The organism is Gordonia shandongensis DSM 45094 (assembly GCF_000423025.1).
Classification (GTDB): Bacteria; Actinomycetota; Actinomycetes; order Mycobacteriales; family Mycobacteriaceae; genus Gordonia; species Gordonia shandongensis.
In genome coordinates, this window is the sequence record NZ_AUHE01000002.1 from 276,800 (window position 1) to 298,882 (window position 22,083).

Sequence of the window (22,083 nt, forward strand, 5' to 3'; positions counted from 1 at the left end):
CGTCGAGGGGTTCAGCGGCCCCGTAGTTCAGCGGCCCCGGGGTTCAGCGGCCCAGAGATTCAGCGGCCCAGGGCGCGGTTCGCGGCGGCGACGACGGCGTCGGCGGTGATGCCGAACTCCTCGTACAGCTTCGCGTACGGCGCCGATGCGCCGTAGTGCTCGAGCGACACGATCTCGCCGCCGGCGACGACCGCGTGCCACGGCATCGCGATACCCGCCTCGACGGCCACGCGCGGAACACCGGTCGGGAGGACGGACTCGCGGTAGTCGGCGTCCTGTTCGGCGAACCACTCCAGCGACGGCATCGACACCACGCGGGCCCGGACGCCGTCGGCAGCCAGCCGGTCCGCGGCCTCCACCGCGAGGGCCACCTCGGATCCGGTTCCGATCAGGACGACGTCGAACGATCCGTCCGCGTCCGACAGGACGTATCCGCCACGGGCCACGCCCTGCGCGTCGGTGCCGGAGAGGACCGGGACGTTCTGACGGGTGAGTGCCAGACCGACGGGCCTGTTCCGGCGGGTCAGCAGATGCGCCCATGCGTACGCGGTCTCGTTGGCGTCGGCGGGGCGGACCACGTCGAGGTTCGGGATGGCGCGGAGAGCGGCGAGGTGCTCCACGGGCTGATGTGTCGGACCGTCCTCGCCGAGACCGATCGAGTCGTGCGTCCACACGTAGATCGGGTCGATCTCCATGAGCGCCGCGAGTCGGACCGCCGGGCGCATGTAGTCGGCGAACTGCAGGAACGTGCCCCCATAGGCACGGGTGGGTCCGTGCAGAACGATGCCGGAGAGGATCGCGGCCATCGCATGCTCGCGAATGCCGAAGTGCAGGGTGCGGCCGTAGGGGTCGGCCGACCACGTCTCGGTGGAGATGGTCGTCGGTCCGAACGAGGTCGCACCGTCCATCGTCGTGTTGTTGGATCCGGCGAGATCGGCCGAACCGCCCCACAGCTCCGGGAGGATCGGCGCCAACGCGGAGAGGACCTTGCCGGACGCCGATCGCGTTGCGACAGCCTTGTCCCCGGCCTCCCAGCGGGGCAGGGCGTCAGCCCAGCCGTCGGGCAGCTCGTGGTTCGTCAGCCTGTCGAAGAGGGACTTGCGGTCGGCGTTGTCGCGCGCCCAGGCGTCGAATGCCGCCTGCCAGTCGGCGCGGGCCGCGGCCGCGCGCTCGGTGAGGGACCGCGTGTGCGCCAGGACGGCGTCGTCCACGGCGAAATCGACCGCCGGGTCGAAGCCGAGGATCTCCTTGGTGGCTGCGACCTCGTCGGCACCGAGCGCCGCACCGTGCGAGGCGCCCGTGTTCATCTTGGTCGGCGCCGGCCACCCGATGACGGTGCGCAGGCAGATGATCGACGGCTTGTCGGTGACGGCCTTCGCCGCGTCGATCGCCGCCTCGATCGCCGCGACGTCCTCACCGCCGGTCACGGTCTGAACGTGCCAGCCGTACGCCTCGTAACGTTTGGCGACGTCCTCGCTGAGAGCGATGGCGGTGTCGTCCTCGATGGAGATCTCGTTCTGGTCGTACACGACCACCAGGTTGCCGAGCTGCTGGGTGCCCGCCAGGGAACTCGCCTCGGACGTGACACCCTCCTCGATGTCGCCGTCCGACGCGATGACGTAGACGAAGTGGTCGAACGGGCTCGTTCCCGCGGGGGCGTCGGGGTCGAACAGGCCGCGCTCACGACGGGAGGCCATCGCCATTCCGACGGCGGAGGCCAGTCCCTGCCCGAGGGGCCCGGTGGTGATCTCCACGCCCGCGGTGTGTCGGTACTCGGGGTGCCCGGGCGTCAGCGAGCCCCACGTGCGCAGCGCTCGCAGGTCGTCGAGTTCGAGCCCGAAGCCGCCGAGGTAGAGCTGGATGTACTGGGTGAGGCTCGAATGCCCGCATGAGAGCACGAACCGGTCGCGCCCCACCCACCCCGGGTCGGTCGGATCGTGACGCATCACACGCTGGTACAGCGTGTAGGCCAGGGGCGCGAGGCTCATCGCGGTACCGGGGTGGCCGCTGCCGCAGTTCTGCACGGCGTCGGCCGCCAGGAGGCGCGCCGTATCGACCGCCTTGGTGTCCAGATCGGTCCAGTCACTGGGGTGGACCTGCTCGGTCAGCGCGCGGATCTCGTCGGTAATGGCCACGGTGGCGGACTCTCCTGTGCCTCGTATCGGGTGCTCGGACGCATGAGCGATTCCAGCCTAGCGGCACCGGCGCGGATCTCGCGCGCGTGCCCGCACGTTCGGAGCATCTGTGATCTGGACCGGCCGGATTCTCTCCTGCGGCGTCACCCGGTCTACCATCGTTTGTAGTAGCCCGTCGGTGGTCTTCACGCCGGCCTGACCGATGCCTATTGTGAGGAGCATCTGTGAGTATTGGGGAAAGCGCGGACACCGACGCCTCCTCGACCGCGATGTCCACCGATACTCCGGTGGCGGAGCGGAACATCCCGCATCGCATCTGGGACACCGTCCGCGCCTACGTCGCACTGACGAAGCCCCGCGTGATCGAACTGCTGCTGGTCTCGACGATTCCGGTGATGCTCCAGGCCGAACGCGGCCGTATCGACATCGCGTTGATCCTCATCACGGTGGTCGGCGGGTGGCTGGGTGCGGCCAGCGCGCACACCCTCAACATGGTCGCCGACGCCGACATCGACCGGAAGATGAAGAGGACCGCACGCCGCCCGCTCGCCCGCGAGGCCGTGCCGATCCGGAACGTGCTGATCTTCGGCGTCGTCCTCGCCGCCGCGTCGTTCGCGGTCCTGTACTTCGGGACCGCGCGCGACGGCGAACGCTCCTTCCTGCCGTCGGCGCTGGTGATGTTCACCATCTTCTTCTACGCCGTGGTCTACACGCTGATACTCAAGCGGCGGACCTGGCAGAACGTGATCTGGGGCGGCATCGCCGGCTGCATGCCCGCCCTGGTCGGCTGGGCCGCGGTGACCCACTCGTTGGGCTGGGAGCCGTTCGTGATGTTCCTGGTGGTGTTCTTCTGGACGCCGCCGCACACGTGGGCACTCGCGATGCGCTATCGCGAGGACTACCGGGCCGCCGGGGTGCCGATGTTCCCGGTCATCGCGAGCGACGAGCGGGTGACCGCTCACATGCTCGTCTACACGTGGGCGACGGTGGTGACCTCGTTCGCCCTCATCCCGGTCACCAGCTGGATCTACCTGGGCGTCGCGGTCCTGTCCGGCGGGTGGTTCATCTACAAGGTGACCATGCTCTACAGCCAGACCCGTCGAGGCGCGGAGGTGAAACCGTTGAAGATCTTCCTGATCTCCAACGAGTACCTCGCGTTGCTGTTCTGCGGTCTCGCCGTCGACGCGGTGGTGCACCTGCCGACCATCGCGAGCTACGTCTGACGCATCACCGCGATCGACCCACCGCCAGTCCGGTCGTCCCGGCGGTGGCCCTCGACTCGAGCGCCCGGTGCGCATCACGCGCGGCGTCGAGCGGGAAACGCCGACCGACCTTGACATCGAGCACGCCGTCGACGAGGGCGCGGAAGAACTCGTCCGCGCGCCAGGCGAACTCCGCCGGGTCGGCGATGAAGTGCGCCAGTGTGGGCCGGGTGACCGACAGGGACCCCGCCGTGTTGAGGCGTTGCAGGTCCACCGGCGGAACAGGGCCGCTCGCGGCGCCGAACAGGACGACGGTGCCGCGCACGGCGGTCGCGGCGAGCGATTGATCGAACGTCGCCGCGCCGACCCCGTCGTAGACCGTCGACACCCCGACGCCGTCGGTGAGGTCGCGGACCCGTTCGACGAGGTCGTCGCCGTACCGCACGACCTCCGCGGCGCCGGCTCGACGCGACAGCGCCTCCTTCTCCGCGGATGAGACGGTCGTGATGACACGGATCCCGCGTCGGGCCGCCCACCGGGTGAGGATCGATCCGACCCCGCCGGCGCCCGCATGGATCAGCACGGTGTCGCCGCGTGTGGGGTGAGCGCTGCCGTCGAGGAGATAGTGCGCGGTCAGGCCGCGCAGCAACGACGAGCCGGCGGTCGACAGGTCGACCTCGGCGGGCACCGGCAGCAGACGCTCGGCCCGGACCGTCACGAGTTCGGCGTAGCTCGCGTCGGCGTCGCACCACGCGACTCGATCACCGACCCGCAGGTCTGTCACGCCGTCGCCCAGCTCGACGACCTCGCCGGCGCCCTCGACGCCGGGGACGTACGGCGGCGACGAGGGATAGATTCCCGCCCGCCGATAGGTGTCGATGAAGTTCACACCCGCCGTGTCGACGGCGACGAGGACCTGGCCCGGCGCGGGCCGCGGATCGGGCAGATCGACGAGGTCGAGGACTTCTGGGCCACCGTGGGCCGACACGTGGATCGCGCGCATGGACCCATGGTGGCACGTCGGTATACTCAGCAGTCATGAGTGAACAGACCGCTGCACCGACCGCACCCGCGACCGCACCCGGGGCCGTGGTCGGCTCGATCCGCAAGTTCGTCGCCGCCGAGGGCGGGACCGCGAAGGCCGTCCTGCAGCCGATCGGAGCTGCGGGAGTCCGCATCACCCTCGTCGGGGAGAACGGACTGATGGGTGACCGCGTCGTCGACGACCTCGACACGGCCCGCGCGGTCGTCGACGCCGTCGACGGCCTCGAGACGGCCGAGTGGGACCGCGACCTCACGTCCGCGGCGAACGTCAAACCCTCCCACTGGCGCACGATGGCCGGCTGGGTGGCTCGTCAGAAGCATTTCCCGAAGGCGAGAAACCGCAAGATCCTCGACTGACGACGCATCCCCGAGCGAGCGCAGCCGGCAACCGAGCACAGGCAGCGACCGGAGAGGCTTCCCGGCGCGGGGCCTACTCGGTGCGCCGGCTGCCCTCGGTTCGAGTGGTGGCCAGGACGAGTTGCGTCGCGCCGATCATCAGAATCGCGGCTCCGAACATGTGCAGGATCACCAGTCCGCCGGGCACGTGGAGGACGTACTGCAGGTACCCGATGAAGCCCTGAAGCAGCACGATGCCCCCGAACACCAGGGCCGACCGCTTCAATGACGACCCGGCGGCCACGGTCAGCACGATGAGGGCGACGGACAGTCCGACGAGCGTCCAGACCGCATCGGCATGCAAGACGGCCATCTGGTCGAAGCGCAACCCGTTGCGCATCGCGATGTCATCGCCGGAATGCGGACCCGATCCGGTGACCACGGTGCCGAAATACACGGCGATCCACGTCGTCGCATACATGAGCCACGCGACGATCATGCCGACACGGCGCAACGCCGGAGCGGACTCGGCGCCGTCGACGATCGACGGAGCGGTCGCCTCCCGCGGTTTGACGTGGATCGCGAGCCACGTCGCGATCGAGATGATGATCATGGTCGCGACGAAGTGCAGCGAGACGACCCACGGGTTCAAGTTCGTGAGCACCGTGATGCCGCCGATGACGCCCTGCAGCGGCACGCCGAGCGCCACGATCAACGCGAGACGGCGGGCGAGCGGATCGGCCGGGCGGCGGCGTACCGCGGCGACGAAGGTTGCGACGGCGACGGCGACCAGCACCCAGGTGAGCAGTCGATTCCCGAACTCGATCGCGCTGTGGATGCCCATCTCATTGCCGCGGACCGGGGCGATGTTGCCCGAGGTGCACTGCGGCCACGTGGGGCAGCCGAGCCCCGACCCGGTGACGCGCACTCCGCCTCCGGTGACGACCAGCAGCACGTTCGCCGCGACGTTGGCGATCGCCCAGGCGTGCAGGAACCGGGCCGTCGGCCTTTTGAAACCGAACCACGTGTCGATCATTGGAACCGGAACCACCTAACTGCCAGAGCGCCGCCGACGATCGCCCACACGATCAGGACGCTGATGCCGAGGACGTCGGCCGAGGAGGCCAAAGCCCGGGAGAGTGTCTCGGTGAGGGCGCCCGACGGCGTGAGTCGCGCGATCGTGTGCAGCACCGGATTCACGTGGTCGTCGAAGACGACCAGACCGGCCACACCGAGGAGGACGAACCAGATGAGGTTGCCGAGGGCCAGCACGACCTCGGCTTTGAGGGTGCCGCCGAGGAGCAGCCCGAGCGCGGCGAACGTCGCCGTTCCGAGAGCGACGATCAGTGCGCCGAAGAGCACGCCGAGGAGTGTCGGGCGCCATCCGAACGCCACGCCGATGCCGCCGATGACGACCGCCTGCAGAACGACCACGATCGCGACGGCGAGGGACTTGCCCGCGATGATGCCCCACCGTGGAATCGGTGTGGCGCCGAGCCGCTTGAGGGCCCCGTAACGCCGATCGAATCCGACCGCGATCGCCTGACCGGTGAACGCGGTCGACATGATCGCCACGGCCAGGACCGCCGGGACGAATGTGGCGGCCCGTGCGGCGGTGCCCTCACCGCCCTCGGTGGCCAAGGGCATGAGGCACAGCCCGACCAGGATGGTGATCGGGATGAACATCGTCAGCAGGAGCTGCTCACCGTTGCGGAGCAGCAGTGTCAACTCCATGCGGGTCTGGGCCGCGAGCATGCGCGACAGTCGCGCCGAGTGGGGCGCCGGGACGAAGGTCCCGGCGGGGAAACGGTTGGTGGTCGCGGTCTGTGTCATGCTCGCACCTCTCGCCCGGTCAGGGTCAGGAAGACGTCCTGGAGGCTGTTGGTCGCCACCGACATCGAGGAGATCAGAACGCCGCGGCTCGCGCAGAACTGCGCGACTGCGGCGACGAGTTCGGGCGTCACGTCGCCGGTGACGACGTGGTCGCCGGACGGGGTCACCGCGGCGTGAGCGCCGTCGGGCAGCGCGTTCTGCAGATCGGCGGTCACGACGTCGTCCGCGGTGAAACGCAGTTGTCCCTCGGCGTCCCGGCGGACGAGGTCGTCGGGCGCGCCGGCGGCGACGGCGCGGCCCTCATCGATGATGACGATCTGGTCGGCGAGCTCTTCGGCCTCGTCGAGCAGATGGGTGGTCAGCAGGATCGACACACCGTCGCTGCGGAGTCGACTGATGAGCTCCCACACCATGATGCGGGCGTGCGCATCCAGCCCGGCGGTCGGTTCGTCGAGGAACACCAGCTCGGGGCGTCCGACGAGGGCGCAGGCCAGCGACAGCCGCTGTTGTTGGCCGCCGGACAGGCGACGGAAGCTGGTCCCGGCGACCTCGGCCAGTCCGAGCGCGGACATCAGCCAGTCCGGGTCGAGGGGATTCTCGCTGTACGCGGCACACAGGCGGAGCATCTCGTGCGCCTTGGCGCCGGGATACGCCCCGCCACCCTGCAGCATCACGCCGATCCTGGCGCGCAGTCGATCGTTGTCGGCGACGGGATCGAGTCCCAGGACCGAGACGGTACCGGCGTCGGGGGCGAGGAATCCCTCGCAGATCTCGACGGTGGTCGTCTTTCCGGCCCCGTTGGGGCCCAGTAGCGCCAGGAGTTCGCCACGCCGCAGATGCAGGTCGAGACCGTCGACGGCCGTCGTGTCCCCGAAGGTCTTGACCAGTCCGGTCACCCGGAGGGCCGCGTCACGGCCGTCGTCTCGGCGATCGGGCCCGCCGGGGCTCTTCGAGGATTGGTCCACACCGTTCAGGGTAGGTCAGTCGTCGGTCGGATCCCGCCTCGGGGCGGGTGACGGCGACCACTCGGTACACCGCCGTCCGCGTCGGTCAACGAGCCGCTGCGCTGCGGCGTCGCCGCAGCCAACTGCGGACCGGACTGTCGATGAAGAACACCATCCCGGCGACGGCGACGATCGCGATTCCGGTGGCGAGTCCCTGCGCGACCACCAGGGGGCTGGTGTCCGAGCTCGTCGGCATGACGACGATCGCGATGATGCCGGAGATGAGCACGGTGCCGACGCGGAACCAGGCGGTCGTCGCCCACGCGGCCAGGGGGATCACGGCCCACAGGAGGTACCACGCCTGAACGAAGGGGAAGAACAGGACGAACGTGGCCATCGCGATGCCGAGTGCGCCGATCGGTTGGATGCGTCCGGCGAGGGTGGCCAGGAGCCACCGCACCACGAACACTCCGGCGATGAGCTGCCCGATCGGGCGCGCGGTGTCGAGGATCGCCTGGGTCTGTTCACCCATGCCGAGCCACAGGCCGATGCGGCCGGACACCACCGACAGCAGGGTCGGCATCGACATCCACGATCGGACGATCCCGCCGGTGCTCAGCGTTCCGGTCCAGCCGAAGCCCAGCCCGGTGCCGAGACAGATCGCGAGGATCACCATGACGGCGATCACGCCGGTCGTCGCAGCGGCCGCGCTGACCGCGGCGAGGGGTTGTCTGATCCGCGACCACCATTCGCGCAGCGGGGCGTGCCGCAGCGCGGGCAGGTCGGCGCGCCATCGTCGCGCCAGTGCGATGCCGACGAAACCGAGCGCCATGAGCGAGGTGACCTTGATCATCGACGAGGCCGCGATCATCGCGGCGCCGGCCGCCAGCAGCCATCCTGCACTCGAGGGCAGCCAGGGGCGGTCATGTCGAAGAAGGTCGGCGGCGCCGTAGATCGCGGCGAAGCACCACTCCATGCCGACCAGCATCATGCCGATCATCAGCGATTCGTTGTGGATTCCGCCGACCAGGTGCAGGATCAGCAGCGGGTTGAGTGCGCCGAGCCAGAGCGCGGCCACGGCCGACACGCCGCAGCGTCGGGCGAGTCGGGGGAGCGCCCACACGATCATCAGGACGCCGCAGATCGCCACCAGCCGGTGCAGGAGGACCGCCGCGGCGATGTTGTCGCCGGTGATCGCCGTGATGTGTTCGCCGATCCAGAGGAACAGCGGACCGTACGGCGCGGGTGTGTCCTTCCAGAGGTTCGGCACCGACAGCGTCAGCGGGTGATCGACACCGAGTCCGCGCATCGGGCTGTAGGTGTACGGGTCCATGCCCCGGTACGCGATGGCGCTCTGTGCCAGATAGGAGTAGACGTCCTTGCTGAGCAGGGGCGGGGCGATGACGAGTGGGGCGACCCACATGAGGAGGGTCCGGTCGGTCTGACCGCGCGTCATCCGGCGCGCCGGGCTTCGGCCCTCGGCGACCTCGACTCGCAGGCGGCCGACCGCGAAACGGCCGAGCAGCATCCAGGCGACCACGAGCATGACCGCCCCGCTGATGGAGATGGTCAGCGCGGTCGAATACATCCGGGACGGCAGGGAGAGCACACGCGTGCCGACGATCGGGTTCTGCAGGACCGGGACCATTCCGGTGCCGAGGGATCCGACGAGCACGAGCAGCGACGCGGTGGTGCCGAACAGCCGGATGCGTCGCATCTGCAGGGTCTCGAGGCGGTTGAGCGGGCCCACCTCGGTCTCGGCTCCGTGCATGCGGGCGACTGCGGTTCCGTAGTCGCCCGTCCGGTCGGCGTCGTGCGGCAGGGAGGGCTTCGACAGTCCCACGTAGTCGACGGTCCTACGCAGCAGGCGGAGTTCTGGCACATCGATGACTCTAACCGGTGGGACCGGACGCCATGTGCGGTCATCGCGGGCCGGCATCGCCGACCGGTAAGGGAACCCTTCCTAGCCGCGAGGGAATTAATTAAGTAACAATATTGTTGTGAAAAGCATGAGTGGAGACCATCGACTGCTGTCACAGCAGCATGCAGACGGAGCTGTGCCCGACGGCCAGACCCGGGCTGCCGTGGTGTCTCTGCTGGTGGACGAGGGGCCGATGCGGGCGCGTGACATCGCCGAACGGCTCGGAATCAGCACTGCGGGCGTCCGCAGGCATCTCGAGATCCTCTCCGCCGACGGAGACATCGAGGCGGCTCCGGCAGGCTTTCACCGGGGCGGCCGAGGCCGCCCGGCGAAGTGGTTCCAACTGACGCCGGCCGGGCGCGGCAAACTGCGTCACGCCTACGACGACCTGGCGGGCGCCGTGCTGCGGAAACTCCGAACCGTCGCGGGGCAGGACGCCGTCGACGAGTTCGCCCGCGACCGGATCACCGAACTGGTGGCCGATGTGCAGCCCGTCGCCGCCACGGGCTCGGTCATCGCGACGGTGGACCAGATCACCGACGCTCTCACCGCCGGCGGATACGCTGCCGACACCCGCGAAGTCGGTGCCGGCGTCCAGATCTGCCAGCACCACTGCCCGGTCTCCCACGTCGCCGCCGAGTTCCCCGAACTCTGCGAGGCGGAGACCGCGAAGTTCACCGAACTGCTCGGCACCCATGTGCAGCGCCTGGCGACGATCGCCAACGGCGACTGCGTGTGCACGACGCACGTACCCGTCCACACCGAGACGCCCGTGCACCCCGAAACACCGCAGACCGCTCAGCCCGCGGTCGCGGACACCCACGAAGGAAAGGTTCCCCGATGACGGTCACCGATCCCGCCGGCACCCAGTTGACGCAGGAAGAGACCATTGCTTCCTTCGATCGCTACGGGTACGGCTGGTCCGACAACGACGAGGCAGGCGCCTCGGCGAAGCGAGGCCTCTCGGAGGCGGTCGTGCGCGACATCTCCGCGAAGAAGGATGAGCCGGAGTGGATGCTCCAGCAGCGGGTCAAGGCGCTGAACATCTTCGACCGCAAGCCGATGCCCAACTGGGGCGCGAGCCTCGACGGCATCGACTTCGACAACATCAAGTACTTCGTTCGGTCCACCGAGAAGCAGGCCGAGTCCTGGGAGGATCTGCCCGAGGACATCAAGAACACCTACGACCGCCTCGGCATCCCCGAAGCCGAGAAGCAGCGTCTGGTGGCGGGCGTCGCCGCGCAGTACGAGTCCGAGGTCGTGTACCACCAGATCCGGGAAGACCTGCAGGAGAAGGGTGTCATCTTCGTCGACACCGACACCGGGCTGAAGGACTACCCGGAGCTGTTCCAGGAGTACTTCGGAACGGTGATCCCGGCGGGCGACAACAAGTTCTCGGCGCTGAACACCGCGGTCTGGTCCGGTGGATCATTCATCTACGTGCCGCCGGGCGTCCACGTCGACATCCCGCTGCAGGCGTACTTCCGGATCAACACCGAGAACATGGGCCAGTTCGAGCGGACGCTCATCATCGTCGACGAGGACGCATACGTCCACTACGTCGAGGGCTGCACCGCGCCGATCTACAAGTCGGACTCGTTGCACTCCGCAGTCGTCGAGATCGTGGTCAAGAAGGGCGGCCGCTGCCGCTACACGACCATTCAGAACTGGTCGAACAACGTCTACAACCTGGTCACCAAGCGTGCGAAGGCCGAAGCGGGCGCGACCATGGAGTGGATCGACGGGAACATCGGGTCCAAGGTCACGATGAAGTACCCGGCCGTCTGGCTGACCGGCGAGCACGCCAAGGGCGAGGTCCTGTCGGTCGCGTTCGCCGGCGAGGGCCAGCATCAGGACACCGGCTCGAAGATGGTGCATCTCGCGCCGCACACGTCGAGCAACATCGTCTCCAAGTCGGTGGCGCGCGGCGGCGGACGGTCGTCGTATCGCGGACTCATCAAGATCAACCCGGGTGCGCACGGCAGTCGCTCCACGGTGGAGTGCGACGCGCTCCTGGTCGACCAGATCAGCCGCAGCGACACGTACCCGTACGTGGACATCCGCGAGGACGACGTCACGATGGGCCACGAGGCCACGGTCTCGAAGGTCAGCGACGACCAGATCTTCTATCTGATGAGTCGTGGGCTGAGCGAGGAGGAGGCGATGGCGATGGTGGTCCGCGGATTCGTGGAGCCGATCGCCAAGGAGCTCCCCATGGAGTACGCGCTCGAGCTCAATCGCCTCATCGAACTGCAGATGGAAGGATCGGTCGGCTGATGACGGACACCGTCGCAACCACCGCGTCGCCGGTGGTCAACAAGGGTGAGCTCTTCACCTCGTACGACGTCGAGGCCTTCGAGGTCCCGGCACAGCGCGAAGAGGCCTGGCGCTTCACTCCGTTCCGCCGGCTGCAGGGACTGCACGACGGCAGTGCACCGGCCACGGGTCGCGCGGGCGTCGAGGTCACCGGCGTCGGGGCGGGAGTCAGTGTTGACACCGTCGGGCGCGACGACGAGCGTCTCGGGCAGGCCGGTGTGCCGTTCGACCGGGTCTCGGCGCAGGCCTACTCCTCGTTCGACGAGGCGACCATCGTCACGATCGAGAAGGAGGCGCAGGTCGCCGACCCCGTCACGATCACGATGACCGGGCCGGGTGCCGACGAGGTCGCCTACACGCATCTCCAGATCCGGGCGATGCCGTTCTCGAAGGCCGTCGTGGTGCTCGATCAACGCGGTGGGGGCGTGATCGGCGAGAACGTCGAGATCATCGCCGGCGACAGCGCGCACATCACGGTGCTCAACGTCCACGAATGGGACGACGACGTCACCCACGTGACGACTCACCACGTCTCGGTCGGCCGCGATGCGTCCGTCAAGCATTTCGCGATCAGCCTGGGCGGGCGCACGGTCCGCATCTCGCCGCATGTGCAGTACACCGGCCCCGGCGGCGACGCCGAGCTGTGGGGCCTGTACTTCGCGGACGCCGGACAGCACCTCGAGCAGCGGCTGCTCGTCGATCACTCGCAGCCGAACTGCCGGTCGCACGTGATCTACAAGGGGGCGCTGCAGGGCGACGAGTCCGGTGACAAGCGCAAGGAGGCGCACACGGTCTGGATCGGCGACGTGTTGATCCGTCCCGACGCCGAGGGCACCGACACCTACGAGCTCAACCGCAACCTGGTCCTCACCGACAACGCGCGCGCCGACTCGGTGCCGAACCTCGAGATCGAGACCGGCGAGATCCTGGGTGCCGGGCACGCGAGCACGACCGGCCGGTTCGACGACGAGCAGTTGTTCTACCTGCAGTCCCGGGGCATCCCCGAGGATCAGGCGCGGCGGCTGGTCGTCCGCGGATTCTTCGGCGAGGTCCTCGCCAAGATCGCGGTGCCCGAACTGCGCGAACGGCTCGAAGCCGCGATCGAGGCCGAACTCGAGGCCGCCGGCGCCTGACGCGCACCGACCCCACGACCCACTTTCGATTTTCGTCAAAGGAACCACTACAGATGACCACCCTGGAAATCCGCGATCTGCACGTCGACGTGACGCCGGCCGATCCCGACGCCGAGCCCATCCACATCCTCAAGGGCGTCGATCTGACGATCCGCGCAGGCGAGAAGCACGCGATCATGGGCCCGAACGGCTCGGGCAAGTCGACGCTGTCGTACGCGATCGCCGGTCACCCCAAGTACACCGTGACCTCGGGAAGCATCACCCTCGACGGTGAGGACGTCCTCGAGATGAGCGTCGACGAGCGGGCCCGCGCGGGCCTGTTCCTGGCCATGCAGTACCCGGTCGAGGTGCCCGGCGTCTCGATGTCGAACTTCCTGCGCAGCGCCGCGACCGCCGTCCGCGGTGAGGCGCCGAAGCTCCGCCACTGGGTCAAGGAGACCAAGGAGGCGATGGCCGAACTCGAGATCGACCCGTCGTTCGGCGAGCGAAGCGTCAACGAGGGGTTCTCGGGCGGCGAGAAGAAGCGTCACGAGATCCTGCAGCTGGGCCTCCTCAAGCCGAAGATCGCGATCCTCGACGAGACCGACTCGGGCCTCGACGTCGATGCGCTGCGGATCGTCTCCGAGGGCGTGAACCAGTACGCGGAACGCGAGAACGGCGGAATCCTGCTGATCACGCACTACACGCGGATCCTTCGCTACATCAAGCCCGATCGCGTCCACGTCTTCGTCGACGGGCGCGTCGTGGAGTCCGGTGGTCCGGAACTGGCCGACGAGCTGGAGGAGAAGGGCTACGAGCGCTTCACCTCGGCACTGGCGCAGTAGGCGGCGATGACCACCGCTGCTGCACTCGACGTCACGGCCGTCCGGCAGGATTTTCCGATCCTGTCGCGCACGGTTCGTGACGGAAAGCCGCTGGTCTACCTCGACTCGGGTGCCACGTCTCAGCGTCCGCTGCAGGTGTTGGACGCGGAACGGGACTTCCTGCTGCATCGGAACGCCGCCGTCCATCGGGGTGCGCACCAGCTGGCCGAGGAGGCCACCGACGCGTACGAGCATGCGCGGGCCGCGATCGCCGGGTTCGTCGGCGCCGCGGTCGATGAGGTGGTGTTCACGAAGAACGCCACCGAGTCGCTCAACCTGGTCGCGTACGCGCTCGGTGATGATCGGGCCGCCTCCGTGGTCGGCGGGACGCCCCTCGGGGAGGGCGACACCGTCGTGGTCACCGAGTTGGAACACCACGCCAATCTGGTGCCCTGGCAGGAACTCTGCCGTCGGACGGGCGCGACCCTCCGGTGGTACTCGATCACCGACGACGGCCGCATCGATCTGGATTCACTGGAACTCGACGAGTCGGTGAAGGTCGTCGCCTTCACCCATCAGTCGAACGTGACGGGTGCGGTCGCGGACGTCCCCGAACTCGTCGCTCGGGCCCACGAAGTCGGAGCGCTCGTCGTACTCGACGCCTGCCAGTCGGTTCCGCACATGCCCGTCGACTTCGCCGCGCTCGGCGTCGACTTCGCGGCCTTCTCGGGCCACAAGATGCTCGGCCCGTCGGGAGTCGGGGTGCTCTACGCCAAGGCGTCCCTGTCCGCTCAACTGCCGCCCTTCCTCACGGGTGGCTCGATGATCGAGACCGTCACCATGGAGGGCTCGACGTATGCGGCGCCGCCGCAGCGGTTCGAGGCCGGTGTCCCGATGACCTCGCAGGTGGTCGGGCTCGGTGCCGCGGTCGACTACCTCGAGCACATCGGGATGGACGTCGTCGCCGCCCACGAGCACGAGTTGACCGCGCGTGCCCTCGAACGCCTGACCGCGATCGAGGGGCTGCGGCTCGTCGGTCCCGCCGACACCGCGCTGCGCGGGGGAGCGGTGTCGTTCGACGTCGCCGGCGTCCACGCGCACGACCTCGGACAGATCCTCGACGACGAGGGCGTCGCGATCCGCGTGGGCCATCACTGCGCGTGGCCTCTGCACCGGAAGTTCGGTGTCCAGGCCAGTGCGCGTGCGTCGTTCGCCGTCTACAACACGCTGGACGAGGTCGATGCGCTCGCCGACGCCATCGTCACCGCACAGCGTTTCTTCGGGGAGCGCTGAGCCGTGCGGATGGAGCAGATGTACCAGGAAGTGATCCTCGATCACTACAAACACCCGCACGGCCGCGGTCTGCGCGATCCCTTCGGAGCCGAGGTCCATCACGTCAACCCGACCTGCGGCGACGAGGTGACGTTGCGGGTGTCGGTGGTCGACGAGACGGTCGCCGACATCTCGTACGACGCGCAGGGCTGCTCGATCTCCCAGGCGTCGACGTCCGTGCTGTTCGACCAGGTGGTCGGACTGCGAGTCGACGAGGCGCTCGCCGCACTCGACTCGTTCAACACGATGATGACCTCGCGCGGAACCGAATCCGGTGACGAGGACGTCATCGGCGACGGGATCGCCTTCGCGGGTGTCAGCAGATACCCGGCACGGGTGAAGTGCGCGCTGCTGGGATGGATGGCGTTCAAGGACGCGCTGTCCCAGACCGTCGACATCATCACAGATTCTCCTACCCACCGTGATCAAGGAGCCACCTCATGACCGAGACCAACACGGCACTGCCCTCCATCGACGATGTCGAGGAGGCCATGCGCGACGTCGTCGACCCCGAACTCGGGATCAACGTCGTCGACCTCGGCCTCGTCTACGGACTGGAGGTCGATGACGACGCCGCGGCGAAGATCGAGATGACCCTCACCTCGCCGGCATGCCCGCTGCAGGACGTGATCGAAGACCAGATCCGCAGCGTCCTGATCAACAGCGGTCTGTGCACCGACATGGAGATCGAATGGACCTGGATCCCGCCGTGGGGGCCGGAGAAGATCACCGACGACGGCCGCGAGCAGCTGCGAGCGCTCGGCTTCACCGTCTGACCGGTCGCATCGGCCGGCCGGGCGCCGTGGAGCAGGCGTCGCCCGGTGGCCGTCTCGGCGGCACGTCATTCGGGTGACGGGTGTGCGCAACGGCACCAGTATGCTCGTCGCATGCAGAAATCTTGGCGCAGACCCCTGCTCCCGGTGTTCGCCCTCGTTCTCGGCATGGCGCTGGCCGCCTGCGCGGTGGACGGGACGCCGACACGCGGGCCGATCACCCTGAAGACGGGGAAGTACGGAGGCGAGCAGACTCCGGCGCTCGGCGATGCCGACTCGCCGGTCTCGTGGGCGAAGCTGCGGGCGGTACGCCTGGCCGACCACATGGTCTTTCCCAGTGCGATCGATCCCAAACTCGACGACGGAAAGCTCCCGACCCAGCCGTTGGCGACTGTCACCAACACGCAGATCGTGATCCCCGACACCGCGGATCTGCCGGCGATGAAGCACTTCGAGTACGGATTCACGGTGACCGCAGGCAATGCCGACGACAACGATTACGGATTCAACCAGGCCGTGTACGTCTTCTCCGACGACAAGGCGGCCACCGCCGCGGTCGACGAGCTGTCCGGGGCGATGCTGAAACCGTCGAGGTATTCGAAGTTCGCGAAGGCCCCGGTTCCGGGGCTTCCCGCGGGTGCCGTCGGGATTCACGACGGCGGCAAGTACGGCGAGACCGTGGCTGCGTTCACCACGCAGGGCTCGCGACTGATCTACACCTGGGCGAAGTCGCCCGACCGGGGTTGGTCGGAGCGGGTCGCCGCGACGGGACAGGAGCAGCAGATCGCACTGCTCAAGGACGTCGGAGCCGACAGCGACGATCGGCGAATCGATCCCGACGGGCTGCTGACCGGGACACTGCGGTCCGACGACGGCAATCCCCTGCACAAGGCCGTCTACGGTCGGCGGGCCGCGGCACTGTTCTACGGTGACCAGGAGGCGGCCCTGCGGGCGCTCACCGCGGCGGGCATCGACCGCTTCGCATGGAACGGCAGTCAGGCGTACCGGGCGGCGAGCGAGCGCCAGGCCGCGGGCTGGGTCGACTTCTTGGCCGAGAACTTCGAGGACGAGACGACCCGCAAGGCGTCGAGCCCGCAGGACCTCGGGTCGGCGCGCTGCCTGAAGAGCGGGCGGAGGGCCGCCTGCTTCATCACGGTGGGCCGGTACGTCGGCGAAGTGTACGACTCCACCCTCGAGGACGCGCAGGCGCAGATCTCGGCCCAGTACACGTTCCTCAAGAAGCTCCGCGACTGACCCTGTCGCGACGGCGGTGCGATGATCGAGACCGTAAGGGTAAATCCGTGCCGTCGCAGCGATCCTCCTGGGCATAACCCGACGGGTGTCCAGCGTGGTGCCCAGTCTGTGGGTGGCGTCGTGTCCGACGCCGCCGACAGAAATGAGGAACACGATGAAGCAGTGGTCAGCAATGCGACGGTCGGTCGCGAGGAGGGTGGCCGTCGCCGCCGCGGCGTCGGTGACCGCAGCCGGTGTGGTCGCCGGCGTTCCGGTGACCGCGGACGCGGCGCCCGACACGGGGGAGTACACCCTGACGCTGGTGCGGCACGGCGAGTCCGAGGGCAACACGAGCGGATTCATCGACACGAAGACGCCGGGACCGAACCTGACGGCCAAGGGGCGGACCCAGGCGCGGGCGATCGCCGAACTCCTGGGCTCGTCGCGATTCGACGGCGTGTACGCGTCGCGGATGATCCGGACCCAGCAGACGGCGGAACCGATGGCACGGAAGCTGCACAAGCGAGTCGTCGTCAAGGACGGAGTCCACGAGATCCTCGCCGGCGACTACGAGGGGACCTCGGAGGCAGACGCGAAGGCGGAAGCCGAACAGGGGAAGGGCTATTTCGGCGCACCGTTCCGGTGGATGAACGGGGACCTCGCCGCGCGCATTCCGGGCGCGGAGAACGGCACCGAGTTCCTCTCGCGGTACACGGGCTCCATCAATGAGGTCTTCGCCGGCGGTAAGAGGAATCCGGTCGTGTTCTCCCACGTCGCGGCGATCTCGACGTGGGTGATGCTCAGCGCGAACAACGCGGCGAACTATGCCGAACAGTCGCGCAAGGACGTCCTGAAGAACGTCGGCTACATCGTCCTCAAGGGCAAACCCGGCAGTTGGCGCATCGTCAAGTGGGTCGGCTCGCCGCAGCTGCCCGCCGTTCCCGAATGCCCGCAGTTCGGCTTCGGCTCCTCGTCGGGGTCGCTGATGCCGTGCTGACGGCCCCGGCGCTCCGACGCCGGTGACGGTGAGGTGGGCGCGATCAGACTCGCGCGGTCAGATGGACGCGATCAGATGGACGCGGGGGAATACTCGGGTCGCCGACCGTGTTGGATGGGGACATGGCAACCATTGATCTGACCGGAGCCGATTTCGAGAAGACGATCGTCGACAACGAGATCGTGCTCGTCGACTTCTGGGCGACCTGGTGCGGCCCGTGCCGCCAGTTCGCGCCCACCTTCACCAAAGCGTCCGATGACAACCCCGACATCGTGTTCGGCAAGGTCGACACCGAGGCCGAACAGGAGTTGGCCGCTGCCGCGAGCATCAGGTCGATTCCGACGATCATGGCGTTCAAGCAGGGGCGTCTGGTCTTCAACGAGGCCGGCGCACTGCCGCCGCAGGCCCTCGACAACCTGATCACGCAGCTCAAGGAACTCGATGTGGACAAGGCGCTTCGGGAGAGCGGCCAGGACTGAACCGTCGGCCCGGTGACCGACCCCGGGGCGACGGTGCCGTAGATTCGAGCAACGACACCGTCGTCCCGTTGCGAAGGGGAACCACCGTTGCGCAAGTCATCCGTCGTCTCAGCGTGCTCGATCGTCCTCACGGTCGGGCTCGTGGTCGCCGCACTCCTCGGTGTGTTCACCCACCGGACCGACGGCACCGCCGTCCCGAACGAGGCCACCCGAGCAGGTCAGCTTCTCGGTGGGGCGGCGGCCGCGCTCGCCGACGCACCGGCGGTGACCTACAGCGGTGCGATCCGCGGCGGCAACGGCCTGAGCATGCAGCTCCACGACGTGACCGTCAGTTCCACCGGTGACGCCGCGGGCCGGATCGGGACCCGCGACGGACAGGCGGAGATCCGGCTGCTGGGCGACCTGCTGCTGGTCAAGGCCGGCGAGAAGTTCTGGAAGGAACGGGTGCCGGGCCAGCAGCTCGGCGTCCAGGTGAAGAACAAGACCGCCGACGCCTGGACCCTGGCCCCGATCGACGTGTTCGGCGCCGATCTGCGCCTGCTGCTGCGCCCCAGTCGGATGGGCGCGGCGCTCGAAGGCCGGCAGGCCAGGACGGGCGATGCGGAGATCTCCGGCACCGTCGCAGACCCGCGCTGGTCGGACACCCCCGACGTCCGCGTCCACACCGGACGCGATCCGGTCGGCGTCACCCGATACGACGAGGCCGACGAGTTCGACGGCAGCAGCCGCATCGAGGCCGGCGAGGTGACGACCACCCTTGACGACGAGGACCGTCCCGTCGGCGTCAGCGCCCCGATCGAGACGATCGACTCCGACGGGAGAATGCCGCAGGCGAGTCTGTCGATCGATCTCCTGGACTCGGCCGACACCGTGTACTCGAAGATCGAGAAGACGATCGCGAGCACCGAATCGCTGCCGGTCGCGTCGGTCCGCATCGACGTGGGCGACGGAGACCTCGACTGCACGTTCGCCAGCTGCGTGATGAAGTACGACGTCCGCAACACCGCTGTCGGCGCGGTCTCCGGGGAGGTGCGCATCACCCTCACCACGAAGCTGACGGTGAACAACGTGCCCGGTCGGTCGTGTACGGCCTCGGCGGTCGGCCCGTTCAACGGGTCGACCCCCGTATCGTGCACCATTCCGGTCAACGAATCCGGCAACCGCGATGTCGCATTCAACTCGAGCAGCCAGTTCCTGGTCACCGCGATGGGTCGCCTCGACACCGACGCACTGCGTACGGAGTCGACGCGCGCCCGCACCCTCACCGAATCGGCGGCGGGGTGGCGCGCCGCTGGCGTGAAGAAGCATCCGACCGCCCGCGCCTACCACCGAGCGATCGTCGGCGGCGCCTCGTCGCTGGTGTACGACGTCGGCGGCTTCGCATTCGACGGACGTGAGCCCGACGGGACGCTGCTGATCGTGGCGTCGGCCGGATACGACGCGCACGTCACCCCGTCCGGCGATCTGGATCCGGCATGGCCGGGGACCGCGAAGGTCGTCGAACTGGCGCGGGCCGCGCGGTCGGCCGCGGGAAGCAGTCCGATCCGCATGGTCTTCGCCGAACAGCGTGCGGCCGACGCCACCGCCCGGAAGCTCGCGGCCGAAGGCGTCGAGAACATCGAGGTCGTCGCGGTAGCACCCTGATCGGGGCGGTCCCGTCGCGGTGCGGCGTCGCTACGGCGCGCGATGTACGAGGCTCGCGATGGTGCGACGGCGCATCACCGATCGGAGTTCGCCGGGCACCGTCGCGTAGAGCCGGACCATCGTCCGGACGACGCCCGCGAGGTTCCCCCGTTCCGACAGGAACGCCCGCTGGTCATCCCCGGGGAGGCGGAAGAAGGCGTCGAAGAAGGCCGTGATCGACGGTCCGTCGAGAGCGAGGAGGACCTCCAGCCCCGCCGATCGCAGCCGGTGGACCCAGCGGGCGCGGCACGGCCACAACGCGCGCCGCGGGTCACGACCGGCGACGACGGCGGCCACCACGGTGTCGACGGCCGCGAGCGACGGGGCCACGCTGTAACCCGTGGCCGGATGCATCAGGCCGCCGGCAGCTCCGAACGCCAGCGCCGCCCGTGTGCCTCGGGACCACGGGCGCGGCGCGGAGTCGAGGGGAAAGTCGACGAATTCGTGATCGAGACGTCCCGTCGACACGCCGGAGGGCAGCCGTGCGCCCGTCCGCCGACCGAGTTCATCGACGTCGATGGGCGGACGTCCCGCCAGGCAGGTCTCCTCGACGAGGTATCCGTGCGGCGTGGGAACCCGGTAGCTGAACGACGGACTGTCTGCGGAGGCGTGTCGCCAATCCATGAGAACGGTCTCGTCCCCGACATCGCGTCGATCCGTCGACGCGGTGAGGAAGACACCAGATGCCGTCTGCCGCGCCGCACCCGGATCGGCGCCGCGGCCGCCGCGCGCATCGACGACGCAGCGCGCAGACACCCGGGTACCGCTCTCGGTGTCAACACCGGTCGCGGTGAGCCTCGAGGCCCGATCGACGATCACCGCGGCGCCGTCGAGCGTCAACGACCGTTGCAGGATGTCGGTGCGGAGCGTCACATAGGGACGTCCGACGACTCGGCGATCGGGGGTGTAGACGACGACGCCGGACGACGGACGGGTGAGTGCGTCCCGCGTGATCCAACCCGGCAGGTCGTCGACGAACATGCCGTAGGTGGCGCGCCAGGGCGTATCGGGTGCCGGATCGATGACGGCGACGGCGAGGCCCGCGGCGACCGCCCGGTGTGCGAGGGCCCGCCCCGCGGGGCCGGCGCCGACGACCGCGAGATCCACGTGTGCGGGGACGTTCACATGCTTCCGGTGGCCATCATCCCGCCGTCCACGCGAAGCGTCTCGCCGGTGATCCACGACGCGTGATCGCTGACGAGGAATGCGGCGGCCGCCGCGATGTCCTCGGGACTCCCGAGCCGCTTGAGCGGATATCCCGCGGCGGCCTGGTCCTCGCCTGCGGCGACGAGGACGGAGGCGAACTGGGTCTTGACGATGCCGGGAGCGATGGCGTTCACCCGAATCGTCGGTCCCAGCTGCCAGGCGAGTTCCTCGGTGAGTCGGATCAGGGCGGCCTTCGACGCACCGTACGCGGCGATGACGCCCGTGGACCGTAGTCCGGCGATCGACGCGATGTTGACGATCGCTCCGCCGGACTCCCTCATCCCCGCGGCGTACGCCTCCTGAACGTATCCGAGAGCGGCCACCACGTTGGTGTCCAGGAGTTTGCGCACACCGTTGAGGTCGGTGGTCATGAGATCGCCGAAGACCGGGTTGATCCCGGTGTTGTTGACGAGGATGTCGATGCCGCCGTTGGTGACGGCCGCCTGCACGGCGGCCGCCCGATGCTCACCGTCCCCGGTGTTGCCGGCGACCGGGGTCACGACGGCGTCGGGGATCGCCTCGCGGATCTCCGACGCCGCGGCGTCGAGGGGTTCGGCCTTGCGGCCGGTGATCACGACCGCGGCACCGCGCGCGGCGAGTTCGTGGGCGATCGCGAGGCCGATGCCTCGGCTGGCGCCGGTGACGACGGCCGACCGGCCGCTCAGATCGACGGGGGCGGGGCTCGAAGCAGTCATGGCTCCACCGTATCCCTC

At 68.6% G+C, this 22,083-nt stretch carries 21 protein-coding genes; 13 read left to right on the plus strand and 8 right to left on the minus strand.

The features are described 5' to 3' along the window. Nucleotides 1-59: 59 nt before the first annotated feature. Entirely contained in the window at nt 60-2,135 is a 2,076-nt protein-coding gene (gene tkt, locus G528_RS0104135; protein ID WP_026917871.1) for a transketolase, read from the minus strand. 269 nt (nt 2,136-2,404) lie between these two features. On the opposite strand from tkt, the gene G528_RS0104140 reads away from it, so the two are divergent. Next, nucleotides 2,405-3,358: a heme o synthase gene (locus tag G528_RS0104140; protein ID WP_051198256.1), complete on the plus strand. Its 954-nt coding sequence runs from the start codon at nt 2,405-2,407 to the stop codon at nt 3,356-3,358. 4 nt (nt 3,359-3,362) lie between these two features. Here G528_RS0104140 and G528_RS0104145 read toward each other — a convergent pair whose 3' ends face one another. Beyond that, the gene (locus G528_RS0104145; protein ID WP_026917873.1) at nt 3,363-4,340 is read right to left on the minus strand and encodes a quinone oxidoreductase family protein; all 978 of its coding nucleotides are present in this window, start codon (nt 4,338-4,340) and stop codon (nt 3,363-3,365) included. A gap of 35 nt (nt 4,341-4,375) precedes the next feature. Here G528_RS0104145 and G528_RS0104150 point away from each other — a divergent pair, with 35 nt between their 5' ends. Beyond that, nucleotides 4,376-4,738 (plus strand): hypothetical protein, encoded by a 363-nt coding sequence (locus tag G528_RS0104150; RefSeq protein WP_026917874.1) that lies wholly within the window; start codon nt 4,376-4,378, stop codon nt 4,736-4,738. Between the two features lie 73 nt (nt 4,739-4,811). Here the strand turns inward: G528_RS0104150 and G528_RS16330 are convergent, their stop codons facing one another. From G528_RS16330 to mptB, 4 genes are all read right to left on the minus strand, one after another. Continuing rightward, complete coding sequence (locus G528_RS16330) at nt 4,812-5,753, minus strand: COX15/CtaA family protein (protein WP_035718845.1); 942 nt, start codon at nt 5,751-5,753, stop codon at nt 4,812-4,814. Continuing rightward, nucleotides 5,750-6,550, minus strand: a complete 801-nt coding sequence (locus tag G528_RS0104160) for an ABC transporter permease (protein WP_026917875.1) — start codon at nt 6,548-6,550, stop codon at nt 5,750-5,752. Before G528_RS0104160 ends, G528_RS16330 begins: the two co-directional genes overlap by 4 nt. Then, nucleotides 6,547-7,515, minus strand: coding sequence for an ABC transporter ATP-binding protein (locus G528_RS16335; protein WP_035718847.1), 969 nt, complete (start codon nt 7,513-7,515; stop codon nt 6,547-6,549). The genes G528_RS0104160 and G528_RS16335 overlap by 4 nt, the downstream gene beginning before the upstream one ends. 85 nt (nt 7,516-7,600) lie before the next feature. Further along, a complete protein-coding gene (gene mptB, locus G528_RS0104170; RefSeq protein ID WP_026917876.1) occupies nt 7,601-9,376 on the minus strand; it encodes a polyprenol phosphomannose-dependent alpha 1,6 mannosyltransferase MptB in 1,776 nt (591 codons plus the stop codon). A 127-nt stretch (nt 9,377-9,503) separates the two neighbouring features. On the opposite strand from mptB, the gene G528_RS0104175 reads away from it, so the two are divergent. The 11 genes from G528_RS0104175 (at nt 9,504) to G528_RS0104225 (ending at nt 20,125) form a co-directional block, all read left to right on the plus strand. Beyond that, nucleotides 9,504-10,259 (plus strand): helix-turn-helix transcriptional regulator, encoded by a 756-nt coding sequence (locus G528_RS0104175; protein ID WP_026917877.1) that lies wholly within the window; start codon nt 9,504-9,506, stop codon nt 10,257-10,259. After that, entirely contained in the window at nt 10,256-11,692 is a 1,437-nt protein-coding gene (gene sufB / locus G528_RS0104180; protein ID WP_026917878.1) for a Fe-S cluster assembly protein SufB, read from the plus strand. The genes G528_RS0104175 and sufB overlap by 4 nt, the downstream gene beginning before the upstream one ends. After that, nucleotides 11,692-12,864 carry a Fe-S cluster assembly protein SufD gene (sufD, locus tag G528_RS0104185; protein ID WP_026917879.1) on the plus strand — a complete coding sequence of 391 codons (1,173 nt, stop codon included), beginning with the start codon at nt 11,692-11,694 and terminating at the stop codon, nt 12,862-12,864. Before sufB ends, sufD begins: the two co-directional genes overlap by 1 nt. A 53-nt stretch (nt 12,865-12,917) precedes the next feature. Continuing rightward, nucleotides 12,918-13,688 carry a Fe-S cluster assembly ATPase SufC gene (gene sufC / locus G528_RS0104190; protein ID WP_026917880.1) on the plus strand — a complete coding sequence of 257 codons (771 nt, stop codon included), beginning with the start codon at nt 12,918-12,920 and terminating at the stop codon, nt 13,686-13,688. A 6-nt stretch (nt 13,689-13,694) separates the two neighbouring features. Next, nucleotides 13,695-14,960: a cysteine desulfurase gene (locus G528_RS0104195; RefSeq protein WP_026917881.1), complete on the plus strand. Its 1,266-nt coding sequence runs from the start codon at nt 13,695-13,697 to the stop codon at nt 14,958-14,960. A gap of 3 nt (nt 14,961-14,963) precedes the next feature. After that, on the plus strand, nt 14,964-15,443 hold the full coding sequence (sufU, locus tag G528_RS16340; protein ID WP_051198258.1) for a Fe-S cluster assembly sulfur transfer protein SufU: 480 nt from the start codon (nt 14,964-14,966) through the stop codon (nt 15,441-15,443). Then, nucleotides 15,440-15,775 (plus strand): metal-sulfur cluster assembly factor, encoded by a 336-nt coding sequence (locus G528_RS0104205; protein ID WP_026917882.1) that lies wholly within the window; start codon nt 15,440-15,442, stop codon nt 15,773-15,775. The genes sufU and G528_RS0104205 overlap by 4 nt, the downstream gene beginning before the upstream one ends. Nucleotides 15,776-15,886: 111 nt before the next feature. Beyond that, nucleotides 15,887-17,026 carry a DUF7373 family lipoprotein gene (locus tag G528_RS0104210; protein WP_156890342.1) on the plus strand — a complete coding sequence of 380 codons (1,140 nt, stop codon included), beginning with the start codon at nt 15,887-15,889 and terminating at the stop codon, nt 17,024-17,026. Nucleotides 17,027-17,180: 154 nt separating this feature from the next. Then, nucleotides 17,181-18,002, plus strand: coding sequence for a histidine phosphatase family protein (locus tag G528_RS16345; protein WP_051198316.1), 822 nt, complete (start codon nt 17,181-17,183; stop codon nt 18,000-18,002). 122 nt (nt 18,003-18,124) lie between these two features. Beyond that, nucleotides 18,125-18,481 (plus strand): thioredoxin, encoded by a 357-nt coding sequence (gene trxA / locus G528_RS0104220; protein WP_026917884.1) that lies wholly within the window; start codon nt 18,125-18,127, stop codon nt 18,479-18,481. An 87-nt stretch (nt 18,482-18,568) separates the two neighbouring features. Next, nucleotides 18,569-20,125, plus strand: a complete 1,557-nt coding sequence (locus G528_RS0104225; RefSeq protein WP_026917885.1) for a hypothetical protein — start codon at nt 18,569-18,571, stop codon at nt 20,123-20,125. A 30-nt stretch (nt 20,126-20,155) separates the two neighbouring features. Here G528_RS0104225 and G528_RS0104230 read toward each other — a convergent pair whose 3' ends face one another. Continuing rightward, entirely contained in the window at nt 20,156-21,289 is a 1,134-nt protein-coding gene (locus tag G528_RS0104230; protein WP_026917886.1) for a lycopene cyclase family protein, read from the minus strand. Continuing rightward, nucleotides 21,286-22,065 carry an SDR family oxidoreductase gene (locus G528_RS0104235; RefSeq protein WP_026917887.1) on the minus strand — a complete coding sequence of 260 codons (780 nt, stop codon included), beginning with the start codon at nt 22,063-22,065 and terminating at the stop codon, nt 21,286-21,288. The genes G528_RS0104230 and G528_RS0104235 overlap by 4 nt, the downstream gene beginning before the upstream one ends. Nucleotides 22,066-22,083 lie beyond the last annotated feature (18 nt).

Coding starts and splice junctions, on each gene's coding strand:
- G528_RS16330 (WP_035718845.1), bottom strand. CDS start 5,753: ATGATCGACACGTGGTTCGGTTTCAAAAGGCCGACGGCCCGGTTCCTG.
- G528_RS16345 (WP_051198316.1), top strand. CDS start 17,181: ATGAAGCAGTGGTCAGCAATGCGACGGTCGGTCGCGAGGAGGGTGGCC.
- G528_RS0104210 (WP_156890342.1), top strand. CDS start 15,887: ATGCAGAAATCTTGGCGCAGACCCCTGCTCCCGGTGTTCGCCCTCGTT.
- trxA (WP_026917884.1), top strand. CDS start 18,125: ATGGCAACCATTGATCTGACCGGAGCCGATTTCGAGAAGACGATCGTC.
- G528_RS0104235 (WP_026917887.1), bottom strand. CDS start 22,065: ATGACTGCTTCGAGCCCCGCCCCCGTCGATCTGAGCGGCCGGTCGGCC.
- sufC (WP_026917880.1), top strand. CDS start 12,918: ATGACCACCCTGGAAATCCGCGATCTGCACGTCGACGTGACGCCGGCC.
- G528_RS0104160 (WP_026917875.1), bottom strand. CDS start 6,550: ATGACACAGACCGCGACCACCAACCGTTTCCCCGCCGGGACCTTCGTC.
- G528_RS0104150 (WP_026917874.1), top strand. CDS start 4,376: ATGAGTGAACAGACCGCTGCACCGACCGCACCCGCGACCGCACCCGGG.
- sufD (WP_026917879.1), top strand. CDS start 11,692: ATGACGGACACCGTCGCAACCACCGCGTCGCCGGTGGTCAACAAGGGT.
- G528_RS0104145 (WP_026917873.1), bottom strand. CDS start 4,340: ATGCGCGCGATCCACGTGTCGGCCCACGGTGGCCCAGAAGTCCTCGAC.
- G528_RS0104140 (WP_051198256.1), top strand. CDS start 2,405: ATGTCCACCGATACTCCGGTGGCGGAGCGGAACATCCCGCATCGCATC.
- G528_RS0104175 (WP_026917877.1), top strand. CDS start 9,504: ATGAGTGGAGACCATCGACTGCTGTCACAGCAGCATGCAGACGGAGCT.
- sufB (WP_026917878.1), top strand. CDS start 10,256: ATGACGGTCACCGATCCCGCCGGCACCCAGTTGACGCAGGAAGAGACC.
- G528_RS0104195 (WP_026917881.1), top strand. CDS start 13,695: ATGACCACCGCTGCTGCACTCGACGTCACGGCCGTCCGGCAGGATTTT.
- G528_RS0104205 (WP_026917882.1), top strand. CDS start 15,440: ATGACCGAGACCAACACGGCACTGCCCTCCATCGACGATGTCGAGGAG.